The organism is Variovorax sp. OAS795 (genome assembly GCF_040546685.1).
GTDB lineage: Bacteria > Pseudomonadota > Gammaproteobacteria > Burkholderiales > Burkholderiaceae_C > Variovorax.
In genome coordinates this window covers 365,013-386,583 of record NZ_JBEPOH010000002.1, presented here as the reverse complement: position 1 = coordinate 386,583, position 21,571 = coordinate 365,013, and the positions used below count along the sequence as shown (strand labels likewise).

Genomic DNA, 21,571 nt, shown 5'->3' with positions numbered 1-21,571 from the left:
CTCAAGGCTTGCCGGCCTGGATCTCGACGTGGCTGCGCGCGTGCCAGCGCACCCGCACGGGCCACTTCGCGTCGGCGATGGTTTCGGAGTTCACGTCCTTGCCGCTGCCGTAGTTGATCTGCCGGTCGGGCCGCTTGTCGAGGCCGACCAGCAGCACGATGCGGCTGCCCGCCGCAAGCCTGCGCGCCGTCACGCGTTCGGTGGTGAACGAAAGCAGCTGGCGCACGCCGGCCCGAAGCAGCCGGCGGCGCACGCGATGGCCTGCATAGCTGGCGCGGAAGTCGTAGGGTTCGAACAGCAGCTGGTACTCGCCGCTTTGCGTCAGTTCGTAGAGCGAGATGTTGAAGTCCAAGTCCTGCCGCGACGGCGTGATGTCGAACACGCCGCGCAGGCTGCCGAAGATCTCGGTGTCCTCGGGGAGTGGATCGCCGACAAAGCTCAGGCTGTTGCGCGTCGGCAGTTGCTTCACGCGCAGCGCGTCGGGCCACGGAATGCCCACGTCGCGCCGGTCGGCGAGATCGACCGAAAGCCGTGCGCTGCCACCGCCTTCGGAAGGCGACGGCAACAGGCGGTGTGGCTCGTCGCGCTCGCCGGTGCCCAGATACAGGCGCAGCCGGGTGCGCTCCGGCACCTCCAGCGTCGGCTCATGGCGCCACTGGTCCGCGCCCATGACCTGGTAGTTGATGCGGTCGATCAACAGCGAAGGCTTTTCCGCGCCGTTCAGGATGTGGTGGAGCCACTGGTAGCGCAGCTCGGGAAGGTCCACGCGTGCGACCGGGTCCAGCGTGTAGCCGCGCAGCGCCGGTGCCGTGCCGAGCCGGATCGAGGCCGCGTCGTAGGGGCCGAGCAGCAGCGTCGTGTCGGCCTGCGGCCGGTTGCGGCGATGCTCGTCGTGGAAATAGAGCGCGCCGGCGTCGGCGCCGTAGTAGCCGGCAACGCTGAGCACCGGAATGTCGATGCGCGCAAACTGCTGCGCCGACGGCAGGAACTTCTGCCAGTAGCGATCGTGGCTCGGGTGCGTCAGCCAGGTGCGGATCAGCTTGCTGCGCTTGCCGATCAGCACGCGGTCGATGTCCCAGTACGGGCGATTGCCCCGGTACCAGCGCGCGTCGAGTGCCTGCCATGCCGCGTCCGGGTTGGCGTCGGTGCCGGTGCGCGGCAGCTCGTCGCTCGTGTGCTCGTGGGCCCAGCGCACCATGGCGTTGCGGAAGATCTGTCCGGCCATCGGGAAGTCGATGCCCGGCGCCATCGGCGCAATGGTGGCAATGGCCTTGAGGGCGGCCGGCCGCAATCGCGCGGCGGCCCAGGCGGTGTAGCCCGAGTAGCCGTCGCCGATCATGCAGACGCGGCCATCGCTCCATGCCTGCTGGGCGATCCAGTCGATGACCGCGGCGGCGTCTTCGCCGTCGCGGACGAACGGCCACACCGCGCCCTTGCCGTCGGGCGTGCGTCCGCGCACGTACGCGGTAACGCCGACAAAGCCCTTGACGGCGCTCTGCCGGGCGTCGTCCTCGGCCGGATCGAGCGTGAAGCGCAGCAGCGCCGGCAGTGCGCCCAGCGCGTCGTCCACGCGGCCCGGCCGAACCACGTTCGCGTAGATGACACCCCCGCGCACGGGAATCGTGACCTCGGCCTGTGCCACATAGCGGGCGCGGTTTTCCGCCGCGAACAGTCCAGGCAGCAGCGCACCGAAGGCGCGGCGCGACTGGTACGAATGCCAGGTTCGCACCAGCGCCAGCGCATCGGCCTCCGGCAGGCTGCCCTTCGCGCGCCACAGGTCGAAAGCCTGGCGCAGCGGCTCCCTGAAAGCGTCCGGCGGAATGGCGAGCCGCGCCATGATGGCTTCGGCCTGCGCGTTGTCCAGCGGCGACACCAGCTCCCGGAAAGAGCGCGCGTAGGCTTCGGCGAAGCCCAGGCGCCCTTCCGCTTCGACCGTGCGCGCGCGGGCATAGATGCCGTCGAGGATCGCACGCTCGACCAGGATGTCGAACGGCTTGCCCTGGCGGCGGCTGCGCAGGGACCCGCTGCTGTCGGAGGCTGCGCGGTAGGCGCCGCTGACGATCTGCAGGGCGGTGAGGTTGGCCAGGAAGACATCGGTGTCGGCCTCCTGGTACACCGGCAGGATGCGCTCGGCCAGGTCCCGCATCAGGTAGGCCGCGGCGGCATCGTCGGGATCGGGCGGGGGCCGGAAGCCGAAATCCGCCGCCGAGGCCCACGCGGGCAACGCAAGAATCAGCCGCGTGACGGCGCGGCGCGCACGGCTGACGGTCGACTCGGGGCGTCTCATGGTCGCGGCTCCTCGGGCACGTCGTTCGGCGCTTTGACCAGGTGCACCACCTGCGTGAACAGCCGGTCGTGCGCTTCTCCGGCCGAGCCTATGTGGACTATGCCCGTTTGCGTGAGCTTGCCCAACAGGTCGATGATGAGTTCGAGCGTGTCGTCCTCGAACGCGCCGAAGGCTTCGTCCATCACCAGCCAGGGCGGCGACTGCAGCACCACGCGGGCGAAGCCCAGGCGCAACTGCTCGTCCATGCTGAGCTCGCGCTCCCAGCGGGCCGTCTTGTCGAGCCATGGTTCCAGGCGCTGGAGGCCCACGCTCGCCAGCGCGGCCACCATGGCTTCCCGCGGGTAGCTCGACGGTTCCATGGCGTACGACAGCACTTCGGCCAGCGTGCCGCGGGGAATGTAGGGCGTGCCGCGCGGCATGTAGTGGATCGTCTCGCCGGCGGGCCGGCGCACGGTGCCGGAGCCCCAGGGCCAGAGGCCCGCAAGCGCCCGGAACAGCAAGGTCTTCTCGGTGCCCGGTGTGCCGAGGATCAGCACGCGCTGGCCACGGTGCACGACCAGGCTCGGCGCGTCCAGCCGATCGTGGCCCGTCCAGGAGCGAACCTCGAGCGCCTCGATCGCGAGCGCACCGGCTTCGCTCTCCTCGTAGGCGATGCGGCTGCCGCCTGCCTGTGCCTCCAGGTCGGACGCCAGCATCCGGCGCAGGTCGGCCACGCGCAGCAGCGTGGCGCGCCAGTCGGCAATGATGCTGAAGTTGTCCACGAACCAGCGCAGCGACGACTGCGCCTGCGTGAAGGCCGCGGCCGCCATCATCAAGCCGCCGAACGACACCTTGCCCGAGAAGTACAGGGGTGCAGCCACCAGCGTGGGCGCGATGATGGTGACCCAGCCGAAGCCCGCCGTGACCCAGGTCAGGTTGGTCAGCCCGAGCACGACGCGCGAAGTGGCGCGCAAGACGTCGCCCAGGTGCATGGCGACACGGCGCTTCTCGTCGGCCTCGCCCCCCGCCAGGGAGATGCCGTCGAGATGCTCGTTGATGCGCGTCAGCGAAAAGCGCAATTCGCCCTCGCGCGCGTAGCGTTCGGCGTTGCGCGAGATCAGCCCGCTCCCGACCCAGTAGGTGACCAGCGAGCCGGCAATGGCATAGGCAATGGCGGCCCACAGCATGAAGCCCGGCAGCACGTGGTCCTTGCCGTCGAAGAAGAGACTGAAGTCCTTGGAGAGGACCCACAGCACGCTCGCGAAGCTGCCGAACAGCATTGCCGCCTGCAACAGGCCCACGCCGAGCGCGACCGACAGGTCGCACAGCTTCAGCGCGTCATCGTGCATGCGCTGGTCCGGATGGGCCCCCATCGGGCCGCTGGCCTGGAGCCAGAACGCCCGTCGCGGCTGCAGCCACAGCCCGACGAGGTCGTTGACCACGGCCTGGCGCAGCTTCAGCTGCAAGGTTTCGCCCAGCCACCGTTGCGCGACGTTCAGGACCAGCAGCACGCCCGCAATGATCGCGAACACGCCGACCTGTACGACGAATTCACCCAGGTCGCGCCGCGAGATCGCGTCGTAGAACGGCTTGTTCCAGCTGTTGAGCTCGATCTGCCCATAGGCCGTGAGCGCGACGACGACGACGATCGCGCCCATCAGCATGACGAGCGTCCTTGCCACCGGGGACACGCGCAAGGCGCCGAGCAGCTCGCTGACCTGGCGGAAGAAACCGGTCCTGGCCGCCGGCTCGACGCGGTGCTCCGGCCTCGCGCTCATCGACGCTGCGGCGCCTGGCAAGCGGCGGCCGCGAGGCGGCGCGCCGAGACACATGAAATGAACGCGGCGTGGCTCCAGGCCAGTTGCTTCGCCGAGGTCTGCGCGCCGCTGCGCTGGTCGAACTGCTCCGACAGCTCGCCGCCGGCCGGCGTGTACGCGCGCACGGTGGCGAGGTAGGCGTCGCCGCGTTCGAACCATTGGCGTGCGTCACCGCCTACCGCCGCTGCGGCGCGGAAACAGAACTCGGCGGCACCGAGCGTCGAGAAGTAGTACGCGCCGCCCGAGCAGTACACGTCGCCGTCGTACCGGCCCATTGCCGCGCCACGCCCTGCGCTGCGGCCATGGTTGATCGGATAGGCCGCATCGAACAGCGCGTCGAGCCGCGCGAGCGTGTCCTGCATGCGCGGGTCGGCCGGTCCGTGCGCGTCCCCGGCGCCAAGGCTGTGGATCGCCGACAGGATCACCGCGATGTCCAGCGCCTTGGGGCCGGGCCGGCCGTCCGCGAGCGCGCGGGAACGGTAATAGCCGCGCGCCGCGCCGTCTCCTTCATCCACCCAGTAGCCGTCGAGCAGGCGCAGCACGGCCAGCGACTCGTCCCGGCAGCGCTGCGCCAGCGCCGTGTCGCCCACGCCTTCGAGCCATGCCGCGCCTTCGGCGAGCGCGGCCCCTGAAACACGCAGCGTGTAGTAGTGGTGGCCGAGCTCCTCCTCCCAGATGTCGTAGGACGGCTCGCGCCAGTAGCGCAGCGTGAAGCCGAGATCGAAGCGGATCAGCTTGGACGCCTGTGCCTGCAGCGGCGCGTCGAGGTGCCCGCCGGCCACCCAGCGCAAGAGCGCCAGCGCGCGCAGCGGCGCGCCGTCGTGCTGGGGGCGATTCCATCGGCAGGCATCGAGCGTGCCGTCGGGGTTCACCCGTGTCTCGGCGGCCACCAGGTCGCCGAAGGCTTTGGCCAGGTCCTGGTCTTCGCGCAGGTACTGCAGGAGCTCGGGGGCCACGCACGCGCGGCGGTCTTCCACCGCGGCCGCCGCGCGGCCGTCGAGGCGGTTCAGGTCCAGGCTGAAGCGGATGAAGTCGCGCAGGTGCTGCAGGGCTTCATCGCCGACGCGCCCTTCGGCGTGGAGCAGGCGCAGCGCATCGATGACGACGGCGGAATCGCGGAACCAGTGAAAGAAGTAGTCCGGGTCCGGGTTGTAGTCGGCAAGCACGGGCGAGGCGACGATGGCCCCGGGCAGCGGCCGCACGGTCTGGCCGAAGCCCGGCCGGTGCTTGACGATCGACACGGGCGAGATGCTGGTCAGCATTGCCGCGGCCGAATGGCGCAGCTGTGTCTCGAGCCAGGCCTCGAAGCCCGGGTCTTGCGCGCTCGCCACGCCGGAAATCATGCTTCCGCTGGCACGAGATGCGGGCTGCTGAAGTCGAGACGCCGCAGCCCGGCCTGCACTTCAGGCACGCTCATGAACAGCTTCCACAGGAGGCCCGTACGATGGTTCTCCATCATCACGACGATCGGGCCCTGGTCGATGGCAAGGTAGGTGTCCGCGAACCAGTCCCGCTGCGCGCAGAACGCATCGACGAAGCCGTAGTCCCTCCACAGCCGCTCGCCATGCGCGGTGAGGAAATGCCGCACCACCTGCATCACCTCGGCCGGCGCATACGGCAGGCTGGCCAGTGCGGCCGTCGGCGAGATGGTGCCGTTGTCGTTGTTCGGATCGTGCGCAAGGTAGCCGTCGGGGTCGTCGCTGGCCGTGAGGCCCCAGCACGATGCGCCATAGCCCGCATGGCCGCGTGGATTGGCGATGCAGTAGGCGCGGTTGATCCGCACATGGCGGCTGTTCAGGTCCCAGTAGTCGGCGTAGCGGTCCTTCAGGCCGCGCGGATCCAGGCCGCAGAACGAGTAGTGCGCAAAGAACAGCGGGCCGGCGTTCGGCGGGCCCAGCGGCAGTTCGATGCCCTGGTAGGAGCCGCCATTGAGAAAGTCGGGGCCGGAGGCGTAGCCGTGGTGGTAGACCTTCGGATCGATCGCATGGCGCGGCGCGGCTGCCGCCAGAAAGTAGGTGATGAGGCACTCGTTCCAGCCGTGCACCTGGTGGTTCATGGCCCAGCCGTGCGTCGGGCTCCAGTGCCAGTACAGCACGTCCTGCCCGCCCTGCGTGAACCAGTTCCATTCGACCTCTTGCCACAGCGTGTCGAAGTCGGCGCGCAGCTGGCGCGCCATGGCCGTGTCCTCGCTGAAATACTGGCGCGCACACAGCAGGCCCATGCACAGGAACGAGGTCTCGACCAGATCGCCCGCGTCGTCCTTGGGGCTCATCGGGATCGTTGCGCCGCTCGCCCCGTCCATGAAGTGCGGAAAGGCGCCGTGGTACCGCTTGGCGCGCATGAGAGCGTCCCGCATGCGCCCCAGGCGCTCCAGCGCCGCGTCCCGCGTGACCCAGCCGCGCTCCACCGCGACGATCAACGCCATGATCCCGAAGCCCGTGCCGCCGATGGCCACCCTCTCGTCGGCCAGGTCTTCGCCCGTGGCGCCGACGAGCGTGCGGCGGTCGAGCGCCAGGCCGCTGGCGGCATCGGCACCGTCCCAGAAATAGCGGAAGGTCTGCCGCTGCACGGCGTCGATCAAGGCTTCATCGGGCAGGGCTGCCAGTGCCTTGGGGTTCCTGTCATCCTTCAACACGAACGGTTCCTTTCGTTGTCGTCTCGGTAACACCTTTGGTTTCACCGATTTGTCGGCCGCACAACGCGGCCGAGGCTCTGTGCCCGCAGCATGCCATCATTGAGGCCCTTGGGTTCTATTCGAAATCCCTGATGAGCCGTATCGACACACTCATGGCCCGGATGACGCTGGCTGAAAAGCTGGGTCAACTCACGATGACTGCCTCCAGCTACACGGTCACCGGACCGGTGCTCGCGGGAGACTCCACGCAGTCGATCATCGACGGCACCGTCGGCAACCTGCTGAACATGGTGGGCGCCGGCCCCACGCACGAGATGCAGCGGCTGGCCGTCGAGAAGTCGAGGCTGGGCATTCCGCTCCTGATCGGCCTGGACATCATCCATGGCCATCGCACGCTCTTTCCGATTCCGCTCGCGGAGGCCGGCACCTTCGACCCGGACGTGTGGGAGCGCACGGCACGGGAGGCCGCGCGCGAAGGCGCCGCCGAGGGCCTGGCGATGACCTTTGCGCCGATGCTCGATGTGTCGCGCGATCCCCGCTGGGGGCGCACCGCCGAAGGGCCCGGCGAAGACCCCTGGCTCAACGCACGCATCGCGGAGGCCAAGGTGCGCGGATTCCAGGGGGCCGACCTGTCGTCGGCCGACGCGCTGGCCGCCTGTGCGAAGCATTTCGTCGCGTACGGCGCGGTCAATGCGGGGCGGGAGTACGCCGCGGTGGACATCTCCGAGCGCACCTTGCGCGAGGTGCACCTGCCGGGCTTCGAAGCCGCGGTCCGCGCCGGCGTCGCGACGCTGATGCCCGCCTTCACCGACCTGAACGGCGTGCCGATGACGGCGCACATCCCCTTGCTGCGCGACTGGCTGCGCGGCGAGATGGGCTGGGACGGTGTCATCGTGAGCGACTACAACGCAATCGCGGAACTGATCAAGCATGGCGTCGCGGCCGATCTCGCCGATGCCGCGGTACTGGCCTTGAAGGCCGGTGTCGACATCGACATGATGGCCGACGCGTACCGCAAGGGCCTGCCGGTCGCGCTCGAGCAGGGACGGGTGACGATCGAGGAGATCGATGCCAGCGTGCGCCGCGTGCTGCGGCTGAAGGAGCAGCTCGGCCTGTTCGACGACCCCTACCGCCGCGGCGCGACACCGGAGCCGGCGGCGCTCGTCGCCGAGCGGCACGCGCTGTCGCGCGAGGCCGCGCGCAAGGCCATCGTCTTGCTGAAGAACGAGCGTGACACCCTCCCCTTGCCTGCGGCGCCGAAGGCACTGTGCGTCATCGGGCCGCTGGCCGACGCAAGCACCGAGATGAAAGGCCCGTGGTGGGGTGCCGGCGAACACGAGCCCGCCGTCAGCGTGCTTGCCGGCTTGCGCGCCGCGCTGCCGCAGGCGGACATCCGCCATGCGCCCGGGGTCGCCATCGAAGGCGGCGACGACAGCGGCATCGAAGCCGCCATAGCGATGTGCGAGGGTGCCGAGGCCGTGCTGCTGTGCCTGGGCGAAAGTGCCAGGATGAGTGGCGAGGCGGCGAGCCGCGCCACGCCCGCCCTCCCGGGCCGGCAACAGGCGCTGGCCGAAGCAGTGATCGCGCGCGCACACGCGCTCGGCATCCCCGTTGTCGCCATCCTGTTCTCGGGCCGCCCGCTCGTCGTTCCCTGGCTGGCCGAACATGCCGACGCGCTGCTGGCCGCGTGGTTCCTCGGCGCCGAAGCCGGCCATGCGATTGCCGACGTGGTCACCGGCCAGGCATCTCCCACCGGCCGCACGCCGATGAGCTGGCCGCGCGTCGTCGGACAGGTGCCCATCTACTTCGGCCAGCGCCCCACAGGCCGGCCGATCAACCCGGCCGATTACTTCACGAGCAAATACCAGGACGTCGAGAACACGCCGCTCTATGCCTTCGGCCACGGCCTGACCTACGGCCGGTTCAACTACGACGAGCTTCATGTCGAGCCGCGGCGCGTGAGCGAGCAGGAGACCCTGAAGATCAGCGTGAGGCTGCGCAACGACGGCGCGCGCGAGGCCGAGGAAACCGTCTTCCTGTTCATTCGCGGCAAGGTGAGCCGCGTCACCCGGCCGCTGCTCGAACTCAAGGGCTACGCGAAGCTGCGATTGAGGCCTGGCGAAGCCGGCTCGGTGAACCTGGCGCTGCCCGCGGCCGAGCTGCGCTATCTCGGGCCGGACCTGCAGCCCCTGTTCGAGGCGGGCGAAGTCGAGATCCTCGTGGGGCCGAGTGCGGAGCAATCTGGGTTGCTGCGGCAGACCATCGTGTTGGGCTGAGGCCCCGACGTCAGCGACTGGCTCATCACGCGAGCAGCACATCCAGCGCCGGGTTGCAGATCCCGTCGGCAAGAAGTCTCGAGGCCTCGGCCGCACCTGCCTCCCCCAGTCGCGCCCGGTGCCCATGGGCGCGAACGACCAGCTCACGCATTCCCGCGCCGGCGGAAATCGCCAGCAACCGATCGGCCCACGCAGCTGCCCGGTCATCGCCCCGCTCGATGGCCACCGTGCACGCAGCATCCAGCGCATAGGCGCCGCCCCAGACATAGGCATCGGGCAGCCGGCCACAGCGCTGAAGTGTGTCCAGCAGGATCGCCATTGCCCCGTCGGCATCGCCGCGCGCAGCAGCCACCAGGCCGAGCCCGCGGCCGGCGATGCCTTCCCAGCAGGGGTCGGCCAGTTGGCAACCCAGCGCAAACGCGTGTTCGAAACGATCGGCCGCTTCGTCGATGTGCCCGCGCAGCAGCTCCACTTCGGCACGGAAAGACTGCGGCCACGGCAGAAACGCGGTCCACATGCGCCGTGCCTCACCGATACAGCGATCCAGCAGCAAGGTGGCTTCATCCAGGTGTCTCGTCAGGACCAGCACCCGGCCCGCCATGGACGCGGCGTAGATGCCTTGCCTGGTGTCGGAGGCTTCCTCGGCCCAGGCCTGCGCCTGCCGCAGTTGCACCTGTGCGGCCTCGTAGTCCGCCATGTCGCTCAAGATGGAACCGTGCAGCGTCGCCACCCGTGCCCGCTCGGCTACGTCCTGGGCCAAGGGTTCGGCCCGTTCCACCCAGGTCAGGGCGCGTTCATAGCGACCCAGCAAAAACTCGACGTAGCCCAGCTCCCGGCACGCCGCCGCCACGTGTTGTGGTGCTGCCTCGCGTCCGATCGCGAGTGCCTGGTGCAGCGCCGCAGCCCCTTCGGCGTCGCGGCCGCGCGCCGCATGGACCAGCGCCCCTCCCAGCGCGATGCGCGCACGCGAGCGCAGCGCCGGATCGCCGGTGGCATCGGCATCGACGATGGCCCTGCGCAGACACTGCAGGCCGGCCTCCAGCACACCGGCGCCGATCGCAGCTTCGCCAGCCTCGATCTGCGCGAGTGCGCCCGCTCGCCCGGTCGCCGGGCGCGACACGGCCGTCGACGTGGAGGTTCGCAGCGCATCGCCCAACGCGGTGCCTGGCAGCACACCCAGTTCACGCTGGAAGAGTTCTCTGCATGCAGCGGCTTGCCGGGCTGCGCCTACGCCATCGCCGGCATTCGCCAGGCAGCGGACCAGAAGGACCTGGGAGTTTTCATCCAGCGGGTCGAGTACCAACAAACGGCCAGCCAGGTCGACGGCTTCGTCACCTGCGCCGGCCGCCAACCGGGCCAGTGCGGCCTCGTGCAGCACGGCCTGCGAGGTGGCATGCATGCGGCGGCGTTCGGCTTGAAGCCACCCATCGAAAGAAGGGCTGCCGGAGAAGTTCATCCCCTCGAGCAATTCCCGGCCGATGCCAGGCAGTCGCACGCCTTCGGACGATCCGCCGCGCCGAAGCACATCCACGTCGATGGAGGCCACCGAGCTGCGATCCAGAGCGATCGCTTCGCCCCTCAGGCTGGCGGGACCCAGTGCCCGCCGAAGCTCGGTGAGATTCCAGCGCAGCGCTGCAAGCGGGTCTTCCGCGTCCTCGAACAGCAGGCGGCCGAGGTGCTGCCGACTCACAGCGCCCTGCTGGGCCACCAGGTAAGCCAGCAGGCCCCAGGCCTTGTGGCCCCGTAGCACCACCACCGTGCCGTCCTGCAGGACGACCTGCGGCACGCCGAGCAGTTGGATGGAGGCAGCCATGCGGCCAGTGTCGCAGCATCTGTCCCCCTTGTCGCCGCCCTCAGGCCTCGGCCGTCGTGGGATCGATCGTGGCCATGACGCGGGCGACGCTGTCGGCCGGAAAGCCGCCTCGGCGCGCGTGCTCGCGAACCAGCTCTTCGCTGGCCGCGTTGTAGACGCAGTAGATCTTGTCGCCGGTGACGTAGCTGTGCACCCACTGGACCTCGGGGCCCAGTTCGTTGAGCACACTGCAGGACTTCTGCGAGATCGCCTGCAAGTCTGCGGCGCTTGTGGCACCGATGTCGGGGATGGCGCGTTCAATCACGAATTTGGGCATGGTGCTGACCTGCTGAAAAGTTGAAGAAGGCTTCAGCATGCCGGCTTGCCGTTTGAGCGAGCGTTTGATGTCTTACACCAGTGGCGAGTCTCGAAACGCATCGACCAGAAAGTCGACCATCACGCGCACCTTCGCGCTGAGATGCCGGCGGCTTGCGTAGATCGCCAGCACGTCGACGGGCGGCATGTGATAGCCGGGCATGACCTCGACCAACCGTCCGGCCTTCACATCCCCGCCGATCACGAAGCTCGGCTGCCAGATGACGCCGGCACCGGCGAGCGCCGCGGCGCGGGCGGTTTCGCCATTGTTGGCGCGCAGGGCCCAGCGCACGCGCACGGATTCCAGTGTTCCGCCGGGGCCGGCAAACTGCCACTCGTCGGAGGTCGCACCGTACGTGTAGCCCAGGCACGGATGCCGCGAAAGGTCCGCCGGCCTCTCGGGCATGCCATGCGATGCAAGGTAGCCGGGCGAGGCACAGACCAGGTTGTGCGAGCGGCCCAGGAGGCGCGCGATATGGTTGCCCGACGTGGTCCGCGAGATGCGGATGGCAAGGTCGTAGCCCTCTTCGACGATGTCGACCACGCGGTCGATGAGCGCGATGTCGAGCTCGACGTCCGGGTACTTCGCCATGAACCTGGGCCACAACGGCGCCAGCACGAGGCTGCCGAAGCTCAGCGGCGCGTTGATGCGCAGGCGCCCCCGCGGCTGCAATGACGCGGTGGTCGCGAGGGCCTCTGTCTCCGCCACTTCCTCGAGGATCGATTTCGCACGGTCGAAGAGCGCTTCGCCGCCTTCGGTGAGCGACAGTCGGCGCGACGTGCGGTTGATGAGCCGCGTGCGCAGGTGGGCTTCCAGCTCGTTGACGTAGCGCGTGACGTTGGCCGGCGAGGTGTCCAGCGCGTCGGCCGCCTTGGTGAAACTGCCCCGCGCCACCACGGTGACGAACACCTCGTACGCACGCAATCGGTCCATGGGAGCCTCTTCCAATCATTCATAAAAGCTGAATGAGTAAACCACTTTTGGGCTCTTTCTGGAAGTGAAGCTGAACCATAAATTCGCTTCACCCTATCAACCGACAGAAGGAAGTTCAACATGACCGAGATCGACTTCACCCCCGCCGCCCCGTCCGCTCCCACGCGCCGTGCGCTCCTTGGCGGCGCAGTCGCCGTCGGCGCCGCGCTGACCATGGGCCGCGCCGCACACGCGGCACCCGCCGCCGACGCGGTGCCGGGATTCCGCGCGGGCAGCGCGGAGGTGAACGGCACCCGCATCCACTACCGCATCGGCGGCAGCGGGCCTGCTGTCGTGCTGCTGCACGGCTACGCGGAGACCGGGCACATGTGGAACCCGCTGATGCCGCTCCTGGCCAGGACGCACACCGTGGTCGTGCCCGATCTTCGGGGAGCCGGCAATTCCTCCAAGCCCGAGACGGGTTATGGCAAGAAGAACATGGCGATCGACATTCACGAGCTCGTGCGCTCGCTCGGCATTCGCAGCGCGAGCATCGTCGGACACGACATCGGCCTGATGGTGGCCTACGCCTATGCCGCGCAGTTTCCTTCGGAGACGGACAAGGTGGTGCTCATGGACGCCTTCCTGCCCGGCATCGGCGAATGGCAGAACGTCTGGCTCCTGCGCGACCTGTGGCATTTCCATTTCCACGGCGCGACACCGCTGGCGCTCGTGAAAGGACGCGAGCGCACCTATTTCGAGCATTTCTGGAACGACTTTGCGGCCGACCCCAGGCACTCGGTGCCCGAAGCCGACCGCCAGTTCTACGCCAGGGCCTATGCGCAACCCGGCGGCATGCGTGCAGGGTTTGAATACTTCAAGGCTTTCGAGAAGGATGCGGCCGAGTTCGCCGAACTGGGCAAGACGCCGCTGCCCATGCCGATGCTGGTGCTCTCCGGTGAAAAGGCCGGCGGGGCCTTCCTGATCGAGCAAGGAAAGATGGTTGCGACCAACGTGCAGGGCATCATCGTCAAAGGCTCCGGGCACTGGTTGATGGAAGAGGCGCCGGAGCAGGTCATTCCGGCATTGGTCAACTTCCTGGGCTAGCAGAAAAAGCCGACGCGACGCGTGCACCGCGCGGGTGGCGCGAACTGCAGAACTCGACGAACATGAACGCCGAATCCAACCCCGGAGAACCCTGATGGACCTGCAACTCAAAGGAAAGCTCGCCCTGGTGAGCGGAAGCACCGCCGGCATCGGCTTTGCAATTGCGCACACGCTGGCCCAGGAGGGCGCGAGCGTGATCGTGAACGGCAGGTCGCAGGCGGCGGTCGACGAGGCGGTGGACCGCATCCGCTCCGAAACGCAAGGCACGGTGCTCGGCCATGCAGGAGACCTCAGCCGGGCCGACGCCGCCGAGGAAGCCGTGCGCCGCCACCCCGGCATCGGCATCCTGGTGAACAACCTGGGCATCTTCGAGGCCAAGGCTTTCGAAGATATTCCCGATGAAGACTGGCAGCGCTTCTTCGACGTCAACGTGCTGAGCGGGGTTCGCCTTGCACGCCTGGTGCTGCCGGAGATGAGGCGCACGAACTGGGGCCGGATCGTCTTCATCTCCAGTGAAAGCGCAGTGCAGATCCCGGCCGAGATGATCCATTACGGCATGACAAAGACCGCGCAACTCGCGGTGTCACGCGGGCTGGCGGAATCGGTCGCCGGCACCGGCATCACGGTCAACAGCGTCCTTCCCGGCCCCACGAAATCGCGCGGCGTCGGTGAGTTCGTGGAAGGCATGGCCCGCTCGACCAACAAGAGCTTCGAGCAGGTCGAGGCGGAGTTCTTCGACGACGTTCGCCCGACCTCGCTGATCAAGCGCTTCGCTTCGCCGCAGGAGGTGGCCTCGCTCGTGGCCTACGTGGCGAGTCCGCTCGCGTCGGCGACCACGGGCGCGGCCCTTCGCGTCGATGGCGGCATCGTCAAGAGCGCCTTCTGACGAGCGCGCGATCGATCGTCACACTCGCCGCTCGCGTTGCCGAGCCGAGCAACAGCGCGTTGGGCCCGCGCCAGCCTCCATCGCACTGGAATTGCTCGAGCGCCTCCACCATTTCTTGCCAAGCCAGTTCCCTGGCTTTCGCATCCAGCGGCGCGAGCACTTCCATGATCGGTGAACCCGAACTTCGGACGAAGGCGACGTAGGCAGCGGCATCGGGACATTCGAATGGCGCTGCAACCGATTGCGTCGCGATCTCGGCGAACCCGGCCGCCGCCAAAAGACTTGCGAGCCTGCCCGGTGCCGCAAGGCTGAACAGGCCACCATCGGCATACGGTGACACGCTACCGGTCAACCCCCGGTGCTTGCGGGCCACCCTCATCATGGTCGTGATGCAAGGGTTGTCTGCGGGGTCGCCGAACACCAGTGCAACGAAGCGGCCGCCCGGCCGCAGCACGCTGAATGCCGCGGCCAGCGCAGCGGCCGGGTTCATGCAGAACATGAGCCCGAGCCTGCACATCACCGCGTCGAAAGGCGCCTCGGCATGAACCGGCTGCTCCGCGTCTGCGACGTCAAAGCGGACGTTGGCCAAGCCAGCCGCTTCGATGCGCTCGCGCGCAAAGTCCAGGATCTTCGGTGAAATGTCGGTCGCCAGCACGTGGCCCGCCGGCCCGACGGCAAGTGCGATGTCCTTCGTCTGGTCGCCCGCGCCCGCGGCCAGTTCGAGTACGCGTGCACCCCGCCGCAGCCGAGCCTCGGACACCATCGCCGCGGTCGCCCGGTGCAACCAGGCATGAATGATCGGCGTACTTTGGGACCAGCCCTCGGCAGCCCGGTCCCAGGCCTTCGCAACGGGATCCGTCACGCTGCAGCCATTCGTGATTGTGCTTGTCGTCATGTGCGGCCCCGAAGTGATGTGGCAACGCCAGCGTAGGCCAGCGCTCCATGGACCACAAGGCGCGGACTTGCAGAACGGGGCCGCAATAGTGCATAACGAGCGATGCTCGACTGGAACGACCTGAAATACTTTGTCGCCGTGGCACAGCACGGCAGCACCCTGGCCGCGGGCCGGGCCCTGGGGGTCGATCAGTCGACGGTGCAGCGGCGGCTGACCGCGCTGGAGCGGCACATCGGCCGTGCGCTGGTCCAGCGCCATACCACCGGCTACAGGCTCACCGACTTCGGCGCCGAGGTGCTGGAAGCCGCGCGTGAGGTCGGGCAGGCCGTCGGCAGGTTCGAACAGGTGCTGGCCGATTCGAAGCGCAATGCGGCGGGGGTGATCCGGCTCACCTGCCCGGAACCGCTCGTGAACCGGTTGATGCAATCCGGCCTGCTGGATCGCTTCCATGCGCTGCATCCGACGCTGCACGTGGAATTCGTGATGAGCGACAAATACGTCGACCTGCGCACCGGCGAAGCCGACGTCGCACTGCGCTCAGGCGACACCGACGATGCCGTGCTGGTCGGCCGCAAGGTCGGCGACTCATTGTGGGCCGTCTATGCGAGCCGCGACTACGTGGCGCGCCATGGCAAGCCTTCGTCCATCGAGGAAATCCAGGCACATCCTCTGGCGGGGTTCGAAGAGAGCATGGCGGGCCACCGCGCGAGCCAGTGGCTGCGCCAGGTTGCACCGGACGCGAGCATCGTGGCCCGCAGCGGCAGTGTGCTCGGTCTCCTGCTGTCGGTGAAGGCCGGTGTCGGCATTGCGCCGCTGCCGACCGCGCTCGGGGATTCCGAGACCGAGCTTGTCCGGGTGCTCGGTCCGATCCCGGCGCTGTCGCGGGACTGGCGGCTCCTCGCGATGCCCGAGATTCGAAAGACGGCCCGCGTCAGCGCGTTCTTCGACTTCATTGCCACGGAGATCGACGCGCTCAAACCGATCATTACTGGGTAGCGAACACCATGGAGGTGAATCATGAACGTCACTGTTGCAACCCTGCAGGCCTTCGCCGACGCCTGGAACAACCACGATGTCGAATTGCTCATGGGCTTCATGACGGACGACTGCGTGTTCGAAGCGTCCGCCGGCCCTGAGGTTTGCGGAACCTCGTACATCGGCAGGGAGGCCGTCCGTGCCGGCTTCTCCGACACCTGGAAGACCTTTCCCGACGCGCAATGGCTTCACCCGCGCCACTTCGTTCGGGGCGACCGCGGGGTGTCCGAATGGACCTTCACCGGAACGCGCGCGGACGGCTCCCGTGTCGAGGTCAATGGCTGCGACGTGTTCACCTTCCGGGACGGAAAGATCGCGCTCAAGAACTCGTACCGCAAGAATCGCCCAGCGCCCGGCGCGATAGCCATCCGCAGGAGCCATCCCCGGACGGACCTCGGTCAGTCCATCTCTGCCAGCGCTTCCTTGACGCCCTGCTCCTGCAGCGGCGTGTCGGCGCCTGCCAGGTGCAGTGCCGCGTGTGATGGAACGGGCGTTGCGCAGTCCTTGTGGATCACGCCATCTTTCATCACCAGTTGAACCTTGGCCGGGTCCGTCAGCAGCGACAGGTCTTGCAGCGGATCACCGTCGACGAGGACGATGTCGGCGAGAAAGCCCGCCTTCAACTGACCCAGCTCGTCGGGCCGCAGCATGATCTGCCCGCCCAGGCGCGTTGCCGCCATCAGTGCCTCCTTGGGCGTCATGCCGATGTAGTCGACAAAGTACTGCAGGTCGTTGGCATTGGTGCCGTGCGGCATCCACGCAAAGCCGTAGTCGCCACCGGGCAGGATGCGAATGCCGCGCTTGTGCATCTCGCGCAATGAAGCCGACGCGATCTCCAGCTCGCGCTTGTAGCCCATCTGCGTCGCCACGGCCTCGGTGATGCCGTAGTCGGCCGCGTTGTAGGTCGTGCGGATCAGCCAGCCGATGCCGGGCGCAACAAAGTGCTTGTCCTTGGCCGCCTCCAGCATGTCCAGCGCCTCCGCATCGGCAAAGCTCGCGTGGTAGACCATCTCGATGCCATGGCGCACGCACTGCTTGACCGACTCGCTCGAGCGCGCATGCGCGGCCATGCGTTTGCCGTAGCGCTTGGCTTCCTGCGCCAGCATGGCGACTTCGTCTTCCGCAAACGGCGACATCTCGGCCGGCAGGCCGGCGATGTACTCGCCCGACAGATTGATCTTCAGGTGGTCGACCCCGTACTTGATGAAGGTGCGGGCCGACCGGCGGATCTCTTCGGGTCCGCTGCACACGCTGCCGAAGCTCAGTTCCTCGAACTTCATGTGCGGCAGCGTGTTGTCGCCCAGCGCGCCGATGGTGGTGATCTCCTGGCTGCCGGCCAGGTAGCGCGGCCCGGGAAACTCACCCGCGTCGATGGCATTTCGCAAGACCACGTCCAGCCGCGGCTTGGCCGCTGCGGCGCCGATCGCCGAGGTCCACCCCATGTCGAGGTAGCGCTTGGCCACGCGCACGCACCAGAGCATGTGCTCTTCGGGCGGCATGAACTGGATGGCTGCGAGCGAGGGCTGGTCGTTCCAGGAGAAATGCGTGTGGGCCTCGGTCATGCCCGGCATCAGAAAGCGGCCCTTGCCGTCGATCACGCGCGCATCGTCGGTGCTCACGCAACTGGGGAAGCGCGCCACCTCGACGATGCGCTTGCCCTCGACGAGAAGGTCACCGGCGTAGGGCTCCTCGCCCGAGCCGTCGAAGATGCGGACGTTGGTGAATGCAATACGGGTCATCGTTGTCTCCTCCGGCGCGTGCCGGCGATGGGTTGTCGAAATGGGGGCTTGGTGCCGCTTCAGCGCATTTCGGCGTAGAAGGCGTCGAGTTCCTGTGCGCAGCGTTGCGGCTGCTCGAAGGTCGTCCAGTGGCCGCATCCGTCGAGCACGACGAGGCGGCTGCCCGCGATGCGTTCCTGCATGGCACGGACGTTCGCCGCCGGTGCGACACCGTCCTGGTCGCCGGTCACCAGCAGCGTCGGCACGCCGATGCGTTCGAGCGCGGCCGCCTCTGCATCGGCGAGCGCCGCACAGCTTTGCGCGTAGCCCTCGGGCGACTGGCGCATGACGCTCTCGCGCACCAGTGCGAGCACTGCCGGCTGCTGTTCCTTGGTGTGCGTGCTTGTCGCAGCCTTGACGATGGCATCGGCGATCTCCTGCATGGCCGCCGCACCGCCGCGCGCGGCCTGGGCACGGGCCGCGATGTTGGGGCGGGTCGCATCGGGTGGCGCCGCCAGCGGTCCGAAGAGCGCCAGCGATTTGACAAGGCCGGGGCTGCGCACCGCCAGGTGCTGGGCGACGATCGTGCCCATCGAGTGCGCCATCACATGCACCGCGCCGACGTCGAGCGCCGCGAGCAGCCGCAGCATTGCGTCCACGTAGCGGGCGATCGACAAGGCCTTGCCGTCCGCTGGCAGCGGTGACCTTGCGCTGCCCGGCAGGTCGGGTCTGATGCGCCGGAAACTGCCGAGCGCCGGCAGCACGGGTGTCCAGTTGTTCGAAGAGCCGCCCAGCCCGTGGATGCACAGCAATGCAGCGCCTTGGCCGTCAACCTCGACAGCCAGGCCATTCAGAACTTGAGTCGTCATGCGCAGCCTTTCAGACGAACTTGTTCTCGATGGCGCCCAGCCCGTCGATCTCCACGCGCACTACGTCGCCGGCGCGCAGGTAGCGCGGCGGGCTCATGCCCATGCCGACGCCGGCCGGCGTGCCCGTGGCGATCACATCGCCGGGGTAGAGCGTGATGCCGCGCGAGATGGTCTCGATCAGCGTGGGAATGTCGAAGATCATGTTCTCGGTCGGGCCGTCCTGGCGCAGCTCGCCGTTGACCCAGCAGCGCACGCGCGTCCTTGTGCCGTCGAACTCGTCGGCCGTGACGATCCACGGGCCCATGGGGCAGAAGGTGTCGAAGGATTTCCCCAGGTCCCATTGCCCATGGCGCATCTGGACGTCTCGCGCGGTCACGTCGTTGACCACCGTGTAGCCGAACACATGCGACATCGCAGCAGTGCGCGTGATGTTCTTGCCGCCCTTGCCGATCACCACGGCCAGTTCGGCCTCGTAGTCGATCTGCGTGGACACCTCGGCAGGCACGAGCACGTCGTCATGCGGGCCCACGACGCACTCGGGCACCTTGGTGAAGACGATGGGCCACTCGTCGGTCCTGGCCGCGTTGTCCTTGAACACCGAGGCCGACAGTTCCTTGGCGTGCGCATGGTAGTTGCGCCCGACGCACCATAGATTGCGGCGCGGCTTGGGCAACGGCGCATCGAGCACCACCTCGGACAGCGCGACCGGGGGACCGGCAGGCTCCGGCAGCGCGCCGCCTTCGGCCAGGGTTTCGATCAGCGTCAGCACGCCGCTGTCGGCCTGGGCCTGCGTGAGCTCGAGGGGGGAGACGGTCTTCCCGTCGGCGGACACGAGGCCGACCTTGCGGTGGCCTTCGCTCGTGAAAGTGGCAATTCGCATGAAGGTTTGCTCCTGTGTTCTAGCGATGTGCCAACTTTAGGAATTGCGGGCCTGGCGCGCTTATCGGCCGGTCCGCCGGCGTATCGGATCGTCTGGTGTGCTCCTAAGGATTTACCCGGGGCGCTATGCCGGCCGGGGGCGCGGAGAGGAACAATTGCCGCAAACGACCTCGATGAAGTACGCAGATGCAGGAAGCCTATGCACTCCACGAAGGCGCGTTCGGCACGGCCATCGTCCTGGAGGCGAGCGCCAACCTGGTGTCGCACGCGCACTCTGAAACCCAGCTCGCCCTCTGGCTGGGCGGAGCGCGCGCCTGCGCGCACGTCGGCACCGAAACCGTCGACTACAGCGAGAGCGTGGCGCTGGGGGTGAACGCGTTCGAGGCGCACGACATGGTGCGCCTGGACGACAGCGGATCGAGCCTGTTCATCGTCTTCATGATCAAGAAAGACTGGCTCGACGAGCTCAGCCACGCCAAGGAACGCAGCTTCCGGTTTCCCTCGCCGCGCGTGCCGATCGGTGACGCATTGCGGCGCTCATGCTGGCGCGTGCTCGACCTGATGATTTCCGCCGGCAGCGGGCGCGAGCAGATCGACCAGGAGGTGGAGCGCTTGCTGGAGGCGGCCATCGCTGCCTCGACGACGGGCGGCGATGCCACCGCTGTTGCGGGCGGTATCGGCGTGACGCTGGACCACCGCCTGCGCGCTGCCATCGCCCACATGCGTGCCCATGTGTCCGAGAAAACGACCATCGACGAGATCGCGGCCAAGGTCGGCCTCTCGCGTGCGCATTTTTTCGCCCTGTTCCGCGACCAGCTGCACACGACGCCGCAGGTGTTCTGGAGCGGCGTGAGAGTCGAGGAAGCGATGCGGCGCGTCAGTGAAGGCGGCGAACTCACGGACGTTGCGCTCGACCTGGGATTTTCAGCGCCCGGCAACTTCTCGCGCTTCTTCAAGGAGCACACCGGGATCTCGCCGTCGATATTCAAGCGCGCCACGCGTGCACCCTCGCCTGTCACTGTCACGGGAATACCGCGGGAAGGACAGGGGCTGTAGGGTGCGGTGGAAGGCTGCTTCGGGCCCATTTCCGACCTTCGCCGCACGCCAAAGCAGTCGTTCGATCAAAGAAAACAGGCGCGCGCTTGAGCCCTCAAGCTGCCTTGCGTTATACGATCTGCGCCGATGACCTTGGCCGTTTTGGCTGCTTCTCCCGGATCAAGTCCGCCAATAGCTTTACTTTTGGCTGCGGCGAGTCTTTGCGCCAAATGAGCATCGTCCTCACCGTCCGGAAATCGCCCTTGAGCTTGTGCTCCGAAAGCCGCGCGCGTTCGGTGTAGGTGTCCAACACGGCCGCCGGAATTAGTGCGACGCCCATGCCTGCCACGCAACACCCGAGGATGGCGTGGTAGGAGCCGACCTCGATGATTCGTCGCGGCGCCATGTTGTCTCGAGCGCACCAGGCTTCCAATCGTTGACGATGGGGACAGTCAGGCTCGAAAACTAGAAGCGTGCCTTTGCGGATGTCGTGGGCAGAGCGAATGGGCGGGTGACCAACAGGACCAATGATCACGAGTTGTTCCGTACACAGGACGAGGCTTTCCAACTGCGGATCGGAAATCGGTTCAGCGACCAGGGCTGCGTCGAGTTCCCCTGACAAGACGCGGATTGTTAGCGGACGCGGGGCGCCCGTGCGAAGCTCTATCGACAACTCCGGGTAACGCTTGTGGATTTGCCCAAGAAGCGACGGTAGACGGATGGCCGCTGTGCTTTCCATGGCGCCCAGATGAAGGACACCGCGCGGCACCTGTTCGTGCATGGCATTACGCGCTTGCTCGGCCAACGACAGCAGACGGTTTGCGAACTCGAGCAGCACCTTCCCCTGCGGTGACAGCTGGAGACGCCGCCCCTCCCGACTGAAGAGCGCGACGCCGAGGTCGTCCTCAAGATTCTTGATGCGCGTCGTGACGTTGGAGGGAACGCGATGCAGCAGAGCGGCCGCCCGCGTAATGCCGCCGGCCGTAACAACGGCTTGGAAGACGCGCAAATCGGAGAGGTCCATGTTCTCAATCGGAGAATAATTTCGTTCGAACTATTCATTTTACGAGACG

17 protein-coding genes and 1 pseudogene are annotated in these 21,571 nt (G+C 67.5%); 6 read left to right on the top strand and 12 right to left on the bottom strand.

The genetic code is table 11. The features are described 5' to 3' along the window. Nucleotide 1: 1 nt before the first annotated feature. The 4 genes from ABID97_RS27340 to ABID97_RS27325 are packed head-to-tail and all read right to left on the bottom strand — an operon-like array spanning nucleotide 2 to nucleotide 6,718. A complete protein-coding gene (locus ABID97_RS27340; protein WP_354402465.1) occupies nucleotides 2-2,287 on the bottom strand; it encodes a CocE/NonD family hydrolase in 2,286 nt (761 codons plus the stop codon). Then, on the bottom strand, nucleotides 2,284-4,044 hold the full coding sequence (locus tag ABID97_RS27335; protein ID WP_354402463.1) for an ABC transporter ATP-binding protein/permease: 1,761 nt from the start codon (nucleotides 4,042-4,044) through the stop codon (nucleotides 2,284-2,286). The genes ABID97_RS27340 and ABID97_RS27335 overlap by 4 nt, the downstream gene beginning before the upstream one ends. Then, the gene (locus ABID97_RS27330; RefSeq protein WP_354402461.1) at nucleotides 4,041-5,426 is read right to left on the bottom strand and encodes a glycoside hydrolase family 15 protein; all 1,386 of its coding nucleotides are present in this window, start codon (nucleotides 5,424-5,426) and stop codon (nucleotides 4,041-4,043) included. The genes ABID97_RS27335 and ABID97_RS27330 overlap by 4 nt, the downstream gene beginning before the upstream one ends. Continuing rightward, on the bottom strand, nucleotides 5,423-6,718 hold the full coding sequence (locus tag ABID97_RS27325) for a glucoamylase family protein (RefSeq protein WP_354402459.1): 1,296 nt from the start codon (nucleotides 6,716-6,718) through the stop codon (nucleotides 5,423-5,425). The genes ABID97_RS27330 and ABID97_RS27325 overlap by 4 nt, the downstream gene beginning before the upstream one ends. Before the next feature lie 131 nt (nucleotides 6,719-6,849). On the opposite strand from ABID97_RS27325, the gene ABID97_RS27320 reads away from it, so the two are divergent. After that, nucleotides 6,850-8,994 (top strand): glycoside hydrolase family 3 N-terminal domain-containing protein, encoded by a 2,145-nt coding sequence (locus tag ABID97_RS27320; protein ID WP_354402457.1) that lies wholly within the window; start codon nucleotides 6,850-6,852, stop codon nucleotides 8,992-8,994. Between the two features lie 25 nt (nucleotides 8,995-9,019). Here ABID97_RS27320 and ABID97_RS27315 read toward each other — a convergent pair whose 3' ends face one another. The 3 genes from ABID97_RS27315 to ABID97_RS27305 form a co-directional block, all read right to left on the bottom strand. Continuing rightward, nucleotides 9,020-10,807 (bottom strand): AfsR/SARP family transcriptional regulator, encoded by a 1,788-nt coding sequence (locus ABID97_RS27315; RefSeq protein ID WP_354402455.1) that lies wholly within the window; start codon nucleotides 10,805-10,807, stop codon nucleotides 9,020-9,022. Between the two features lie 40 nt (nucleotides 10,808-10,847). Next, nucleotides 10,848-11,123, bottom strand: a complete 276-nt coding sequence (locus ABID97_RS27310; RefSeq protein ID WP_354402453.1) for a DUF4242 domain-containing protein — start codon at nucleotides 11,121-11,123, stop codon at nucleotides 10,848-10,850. Between the two features lie 72 nt (nucleotides 11,124-11,195). Continuing rightward, nucleotides 11,196-12,095 (bottom strand): LysR family transcriptional regulator, encoded by a 900-nt coding sequence (locus tag ABID97_RS27305; RefSeq protein WP_354402451.1) that lies wholly within the window; start codon nucleotides 12,093-12,095, stop codon nucleotides 11,196-11,198. A 120-nt stretch (nucleotides 12,096-12,215) separates the two neighbouring features. Here ABID97_RS27305 and ABID97_RS27300 point away from each other — a divergent pair, with 120 nt between their 5' ends. Together ABID97_RS27300 and ABID97_RS27295 are read left to right on the top strand one after the other, a co-directional pair. After that, the gene (locus ABID97_RS27300; protein WP_354402449.1) at nucleotides 12,216-13,181 is read left to right on the top strand and encodes an alpha/beta fold hydrolase; all 966 of its coding nucleotides are present in this window, start codon (nucleotides 12,216-12,218) and stop codon (nucleotides 13,179-13,181) included. Between the two features lie 94 nt (nucleotides 13,182-13,275). Continuing rightward, entirely contained in the window at nucleotides 13,276-14,067 is a 792-nt protein-coding gene (locus tag ABID97_RS27295; protein ID WP_354402447.1) for an SDR family NAD(P)-dependent oxidoreductase, read from the top strand. On the opposite strand, the gene ABID97_RS27290 is transcribed toward ABID97_RS27295, so the two are convergent. Further along, the gene (locus ABID97_RS27290; protein ID WP_354402445.1) at nucleotides 14,051-14,962 is read right to left on the bottom strand and encodes a class I SAM-dependent methyltransferase; all 912 of its coding nucleotides are present in this window, start codon (nucleotides 14,960-14,962) and stop codon (nucleotides 14,051-14,053) included. The genes ABID97_RS27295 and ABID97_RS27290 overlap by 17 nt on opposite strands. A gap of 102 nt (nucleotides 14,963-15,064) precedes the next feature. Here ABID97_RS27290 and ABID97_RS27285 point away from each other — a divergent pair, with 102 nt between their 5' ends. Further along, the gene (locus ABID97_RS27285) at nucleotides 15,065-15,958 is read left to right on the top strand and encodes a LysR family transcriptional regulator (RefSeq protein WP_354402443.1); all 894 of its coding nucleotides are present in this window, start codon (nucleotides 15,065-15,067) and stop codon (nucleotides 15,956-15,958) included. A gap of 21 nt (nucleotides 15,959-15,979) precedes the next feature. Then, a pseudogene (locus ABID97_RS27280) lies at nucleotides 15,980-16,345 on the top strand (nuclear transport factor 2 family protein); the annotation flags it as partial. 50 nt (nucleotides 16,346-16,395) lie between these two features. Here ABID97_RS27280 and ABID97_RS27275 read toward each other — a convergent pair. Genes ABID97_RS27275 through ABID97_RS27265 form a run of 3 tightly spaced genes read right to left on the bottom strand, consistent with a single transcriptional unit; the run spans nucleotide 16,396 to nucleotide 19,464 of the window. Then, nucleotides 16,396-17,736 (bottom strand): metal-dependent hydrolase family protein, encoded by a 1,341-nt coding sequence (locus tag ABID97_RS27275; RefSeq protein WP_354402441.1) that lies wholly within the window; start codon nucleotides 17,734-17,736, stop codon nucleotides 16,396-16,398. Nucleotides 17,737-17,795: 59 nt separating this feature from the next. Beyond that, nucleotides 17,796-18,584: an alpha/beta fold hydrolase gene (locus tag ABID97_RS27270; RefSeq protein WP_354402439.1), complete on the bottom strand. Its 789-nt coding sequence runs from the start codon at nucleotides 18,582-18,584 to the stop codon at nucleotides 17,796-17,798. A gap of 10 nt (nucleotides 18,585-18,594) precedes the next feature. After that, nucleotides 18,595-19,464 (bottom strand): fumarylacetoacetate hydrolase family protein, encoded by an 870-nt coding sequence (locus tag ABID97_RS27265; RefSeq protein ID WP_354402437.1) that lies wholly within the window; start codon nucleotides 19,462-19,464, stop codon nucleotides 18,595-18,597. A 185-nt stretch (nucleotides 19,465-19,649) separates the two neighbouring features. Here ABID97_RS27265 and ABID97_RS27260 point away from each other — a divergent pair, with 185 nt between their 5' ends. Continuing rightward, nucleotides 19,650-20,519: a helix-turn-helix domain-containing protein gene (locus ABID97_RS27260; RefSeq protein ID WP_354402435.1), complete on the top strand. Its 870-nt coding sequence runs from the start codon at nucleotides 19,650-19,652 to the stop codon at nucleotides 20,517-20,519. Nucleotides 20,520-20,628: 109 nt separating this feature from the next. Here the strand turns inward: ABID97_RS27260 and ABID97_RS27255 are convergent, their stop codons facing one another. Then, nucleotides 20,629-21,522 (bottom strand): LysR family transcriptional regulator, encoded by an 894-nt coding sequence (locus ABID97_RS27255; protein ID WP_354402433.1) that lies wholly within the window; start codon nucleotides 21,520-21,522, stop codon nucleotides 20,629-20,631. Nucleotides 21,523-21,571 lie beyond the last annotated feature (49 nt).

Bases quoted from the DNA above. Each gene is read 5' to 3' on its own strand.
- ABID97_RS27340 (WP_354402465.1), bottom strand. From the start codon at position 2,287: ATGAGACGCCCCGAGTCGACCGTCAGCCGTGCGCGCCGCGCCGTCACG.
- ABID97_RS27335 (WP_354402463.1), bottom strand. From the start codon at position 4,044: ATGAGCGCGAGGCCGGAGCACCGCGTCGAGCCGGCGGCCAGGACCGGT.
- ABID97_RS27330 (WP_354402461.1), bottom strand. From the start codon at position 5,426: ATGATTTCCGGCGTGGCGAGCGCGCAAGACCCGGGCTTCGAGGCCTGG.
- ABID97_RS27320 (WP_354402457.1), top strand. From the start codon at position 6,850: ATGAGCCGTATCGACACACTCATGGCCCGGATGACGCTGGCTGAAAAG.
- ABID97_RS27315 (WP_354402455.1), bottom strand. From the start codon at position 10,807: ATGGCTGCCTCCATCCAACTGCTCGGCGTGCCGCAGGTCGTCCTGCAG.
- ABID97_RS27310 (WP_354402453.1), bottom strand. From the start codon at position 11,123: ATGCCCAAATTCGTGATTGAACGCGCCATCCCCGACATCGGTGCCACA.
- ABID97_RS27305 (WP_354402451.1), bottom strand. From the start codon at position 12,095: ATGGACCGATTGCGTGCGTACGAGGTGTTCGTCACCGTGGTGGCGCGG.
- ABID97_RS27300 (WP_354402449.1), top strand. From the start codon at position 12,216: ATGACCGAGATCGACTTCACCCCCGCCGCCCCGTCCGCTCCCACGCGC.
- ABID97_RS27295 (WP_354402447.1), top strand. From the start codon at position 13,276: ATGGACCTGCAACTCAAAGGAAAGCTCGCCCTGGTGAGCGGAAGCACC.
- ABID97_RS27290 (WP_354402445.1), bottom strand. From the start codon at position 14,962: ATGACGACAAGCACAATCACGAATGGCTGCAGCGTGACGGATCCCGTT.
- ABID97_RS27285 (WP_354402443.1), top strand. From the start codon at position 15,065: ATGCTCGACTGGAACGACCTGAAATACTTTGTCGCCGTGGCACAGCAC.
- ABID97_RS27275 (WP_354402441.1), bottom strand. From the start codon at position 17,736: ATGACCCGTATTGCATTCACCAACGTCCGCATCTTCGACGGCTCGGGC.
- ABID97_RS27270 (WP_354402439.1), bottom strand. From the start codon at position 18,584: ATGACGACTCAAGTTCTGAATGGCCTGGCTGTCGAGGTTGACGGCCAA.
- ABID97_RS27265 (WP_354402437.1), bottom strand. From the start codon at position 19,464: ATGCGAATTGCCACTTTCACGAGCGAAGGCCACCGCAAGGTCGGCCTC.
- ABID97_RS27260 (WP_354402435.1), top strand. From the start codon at position 19,650: ATGCAGGAAGCCTATGCACTCCACGAAGGCGCGTTCGGCACGGCCATC.
- ABID97_RS27255 (WP_354402433.1), bottom strand. From the start codon at position 21,522: ATGGACCTCTCCGATTTGCGCGTCTTCCAAGCCGTTGTTACGGCCGGC.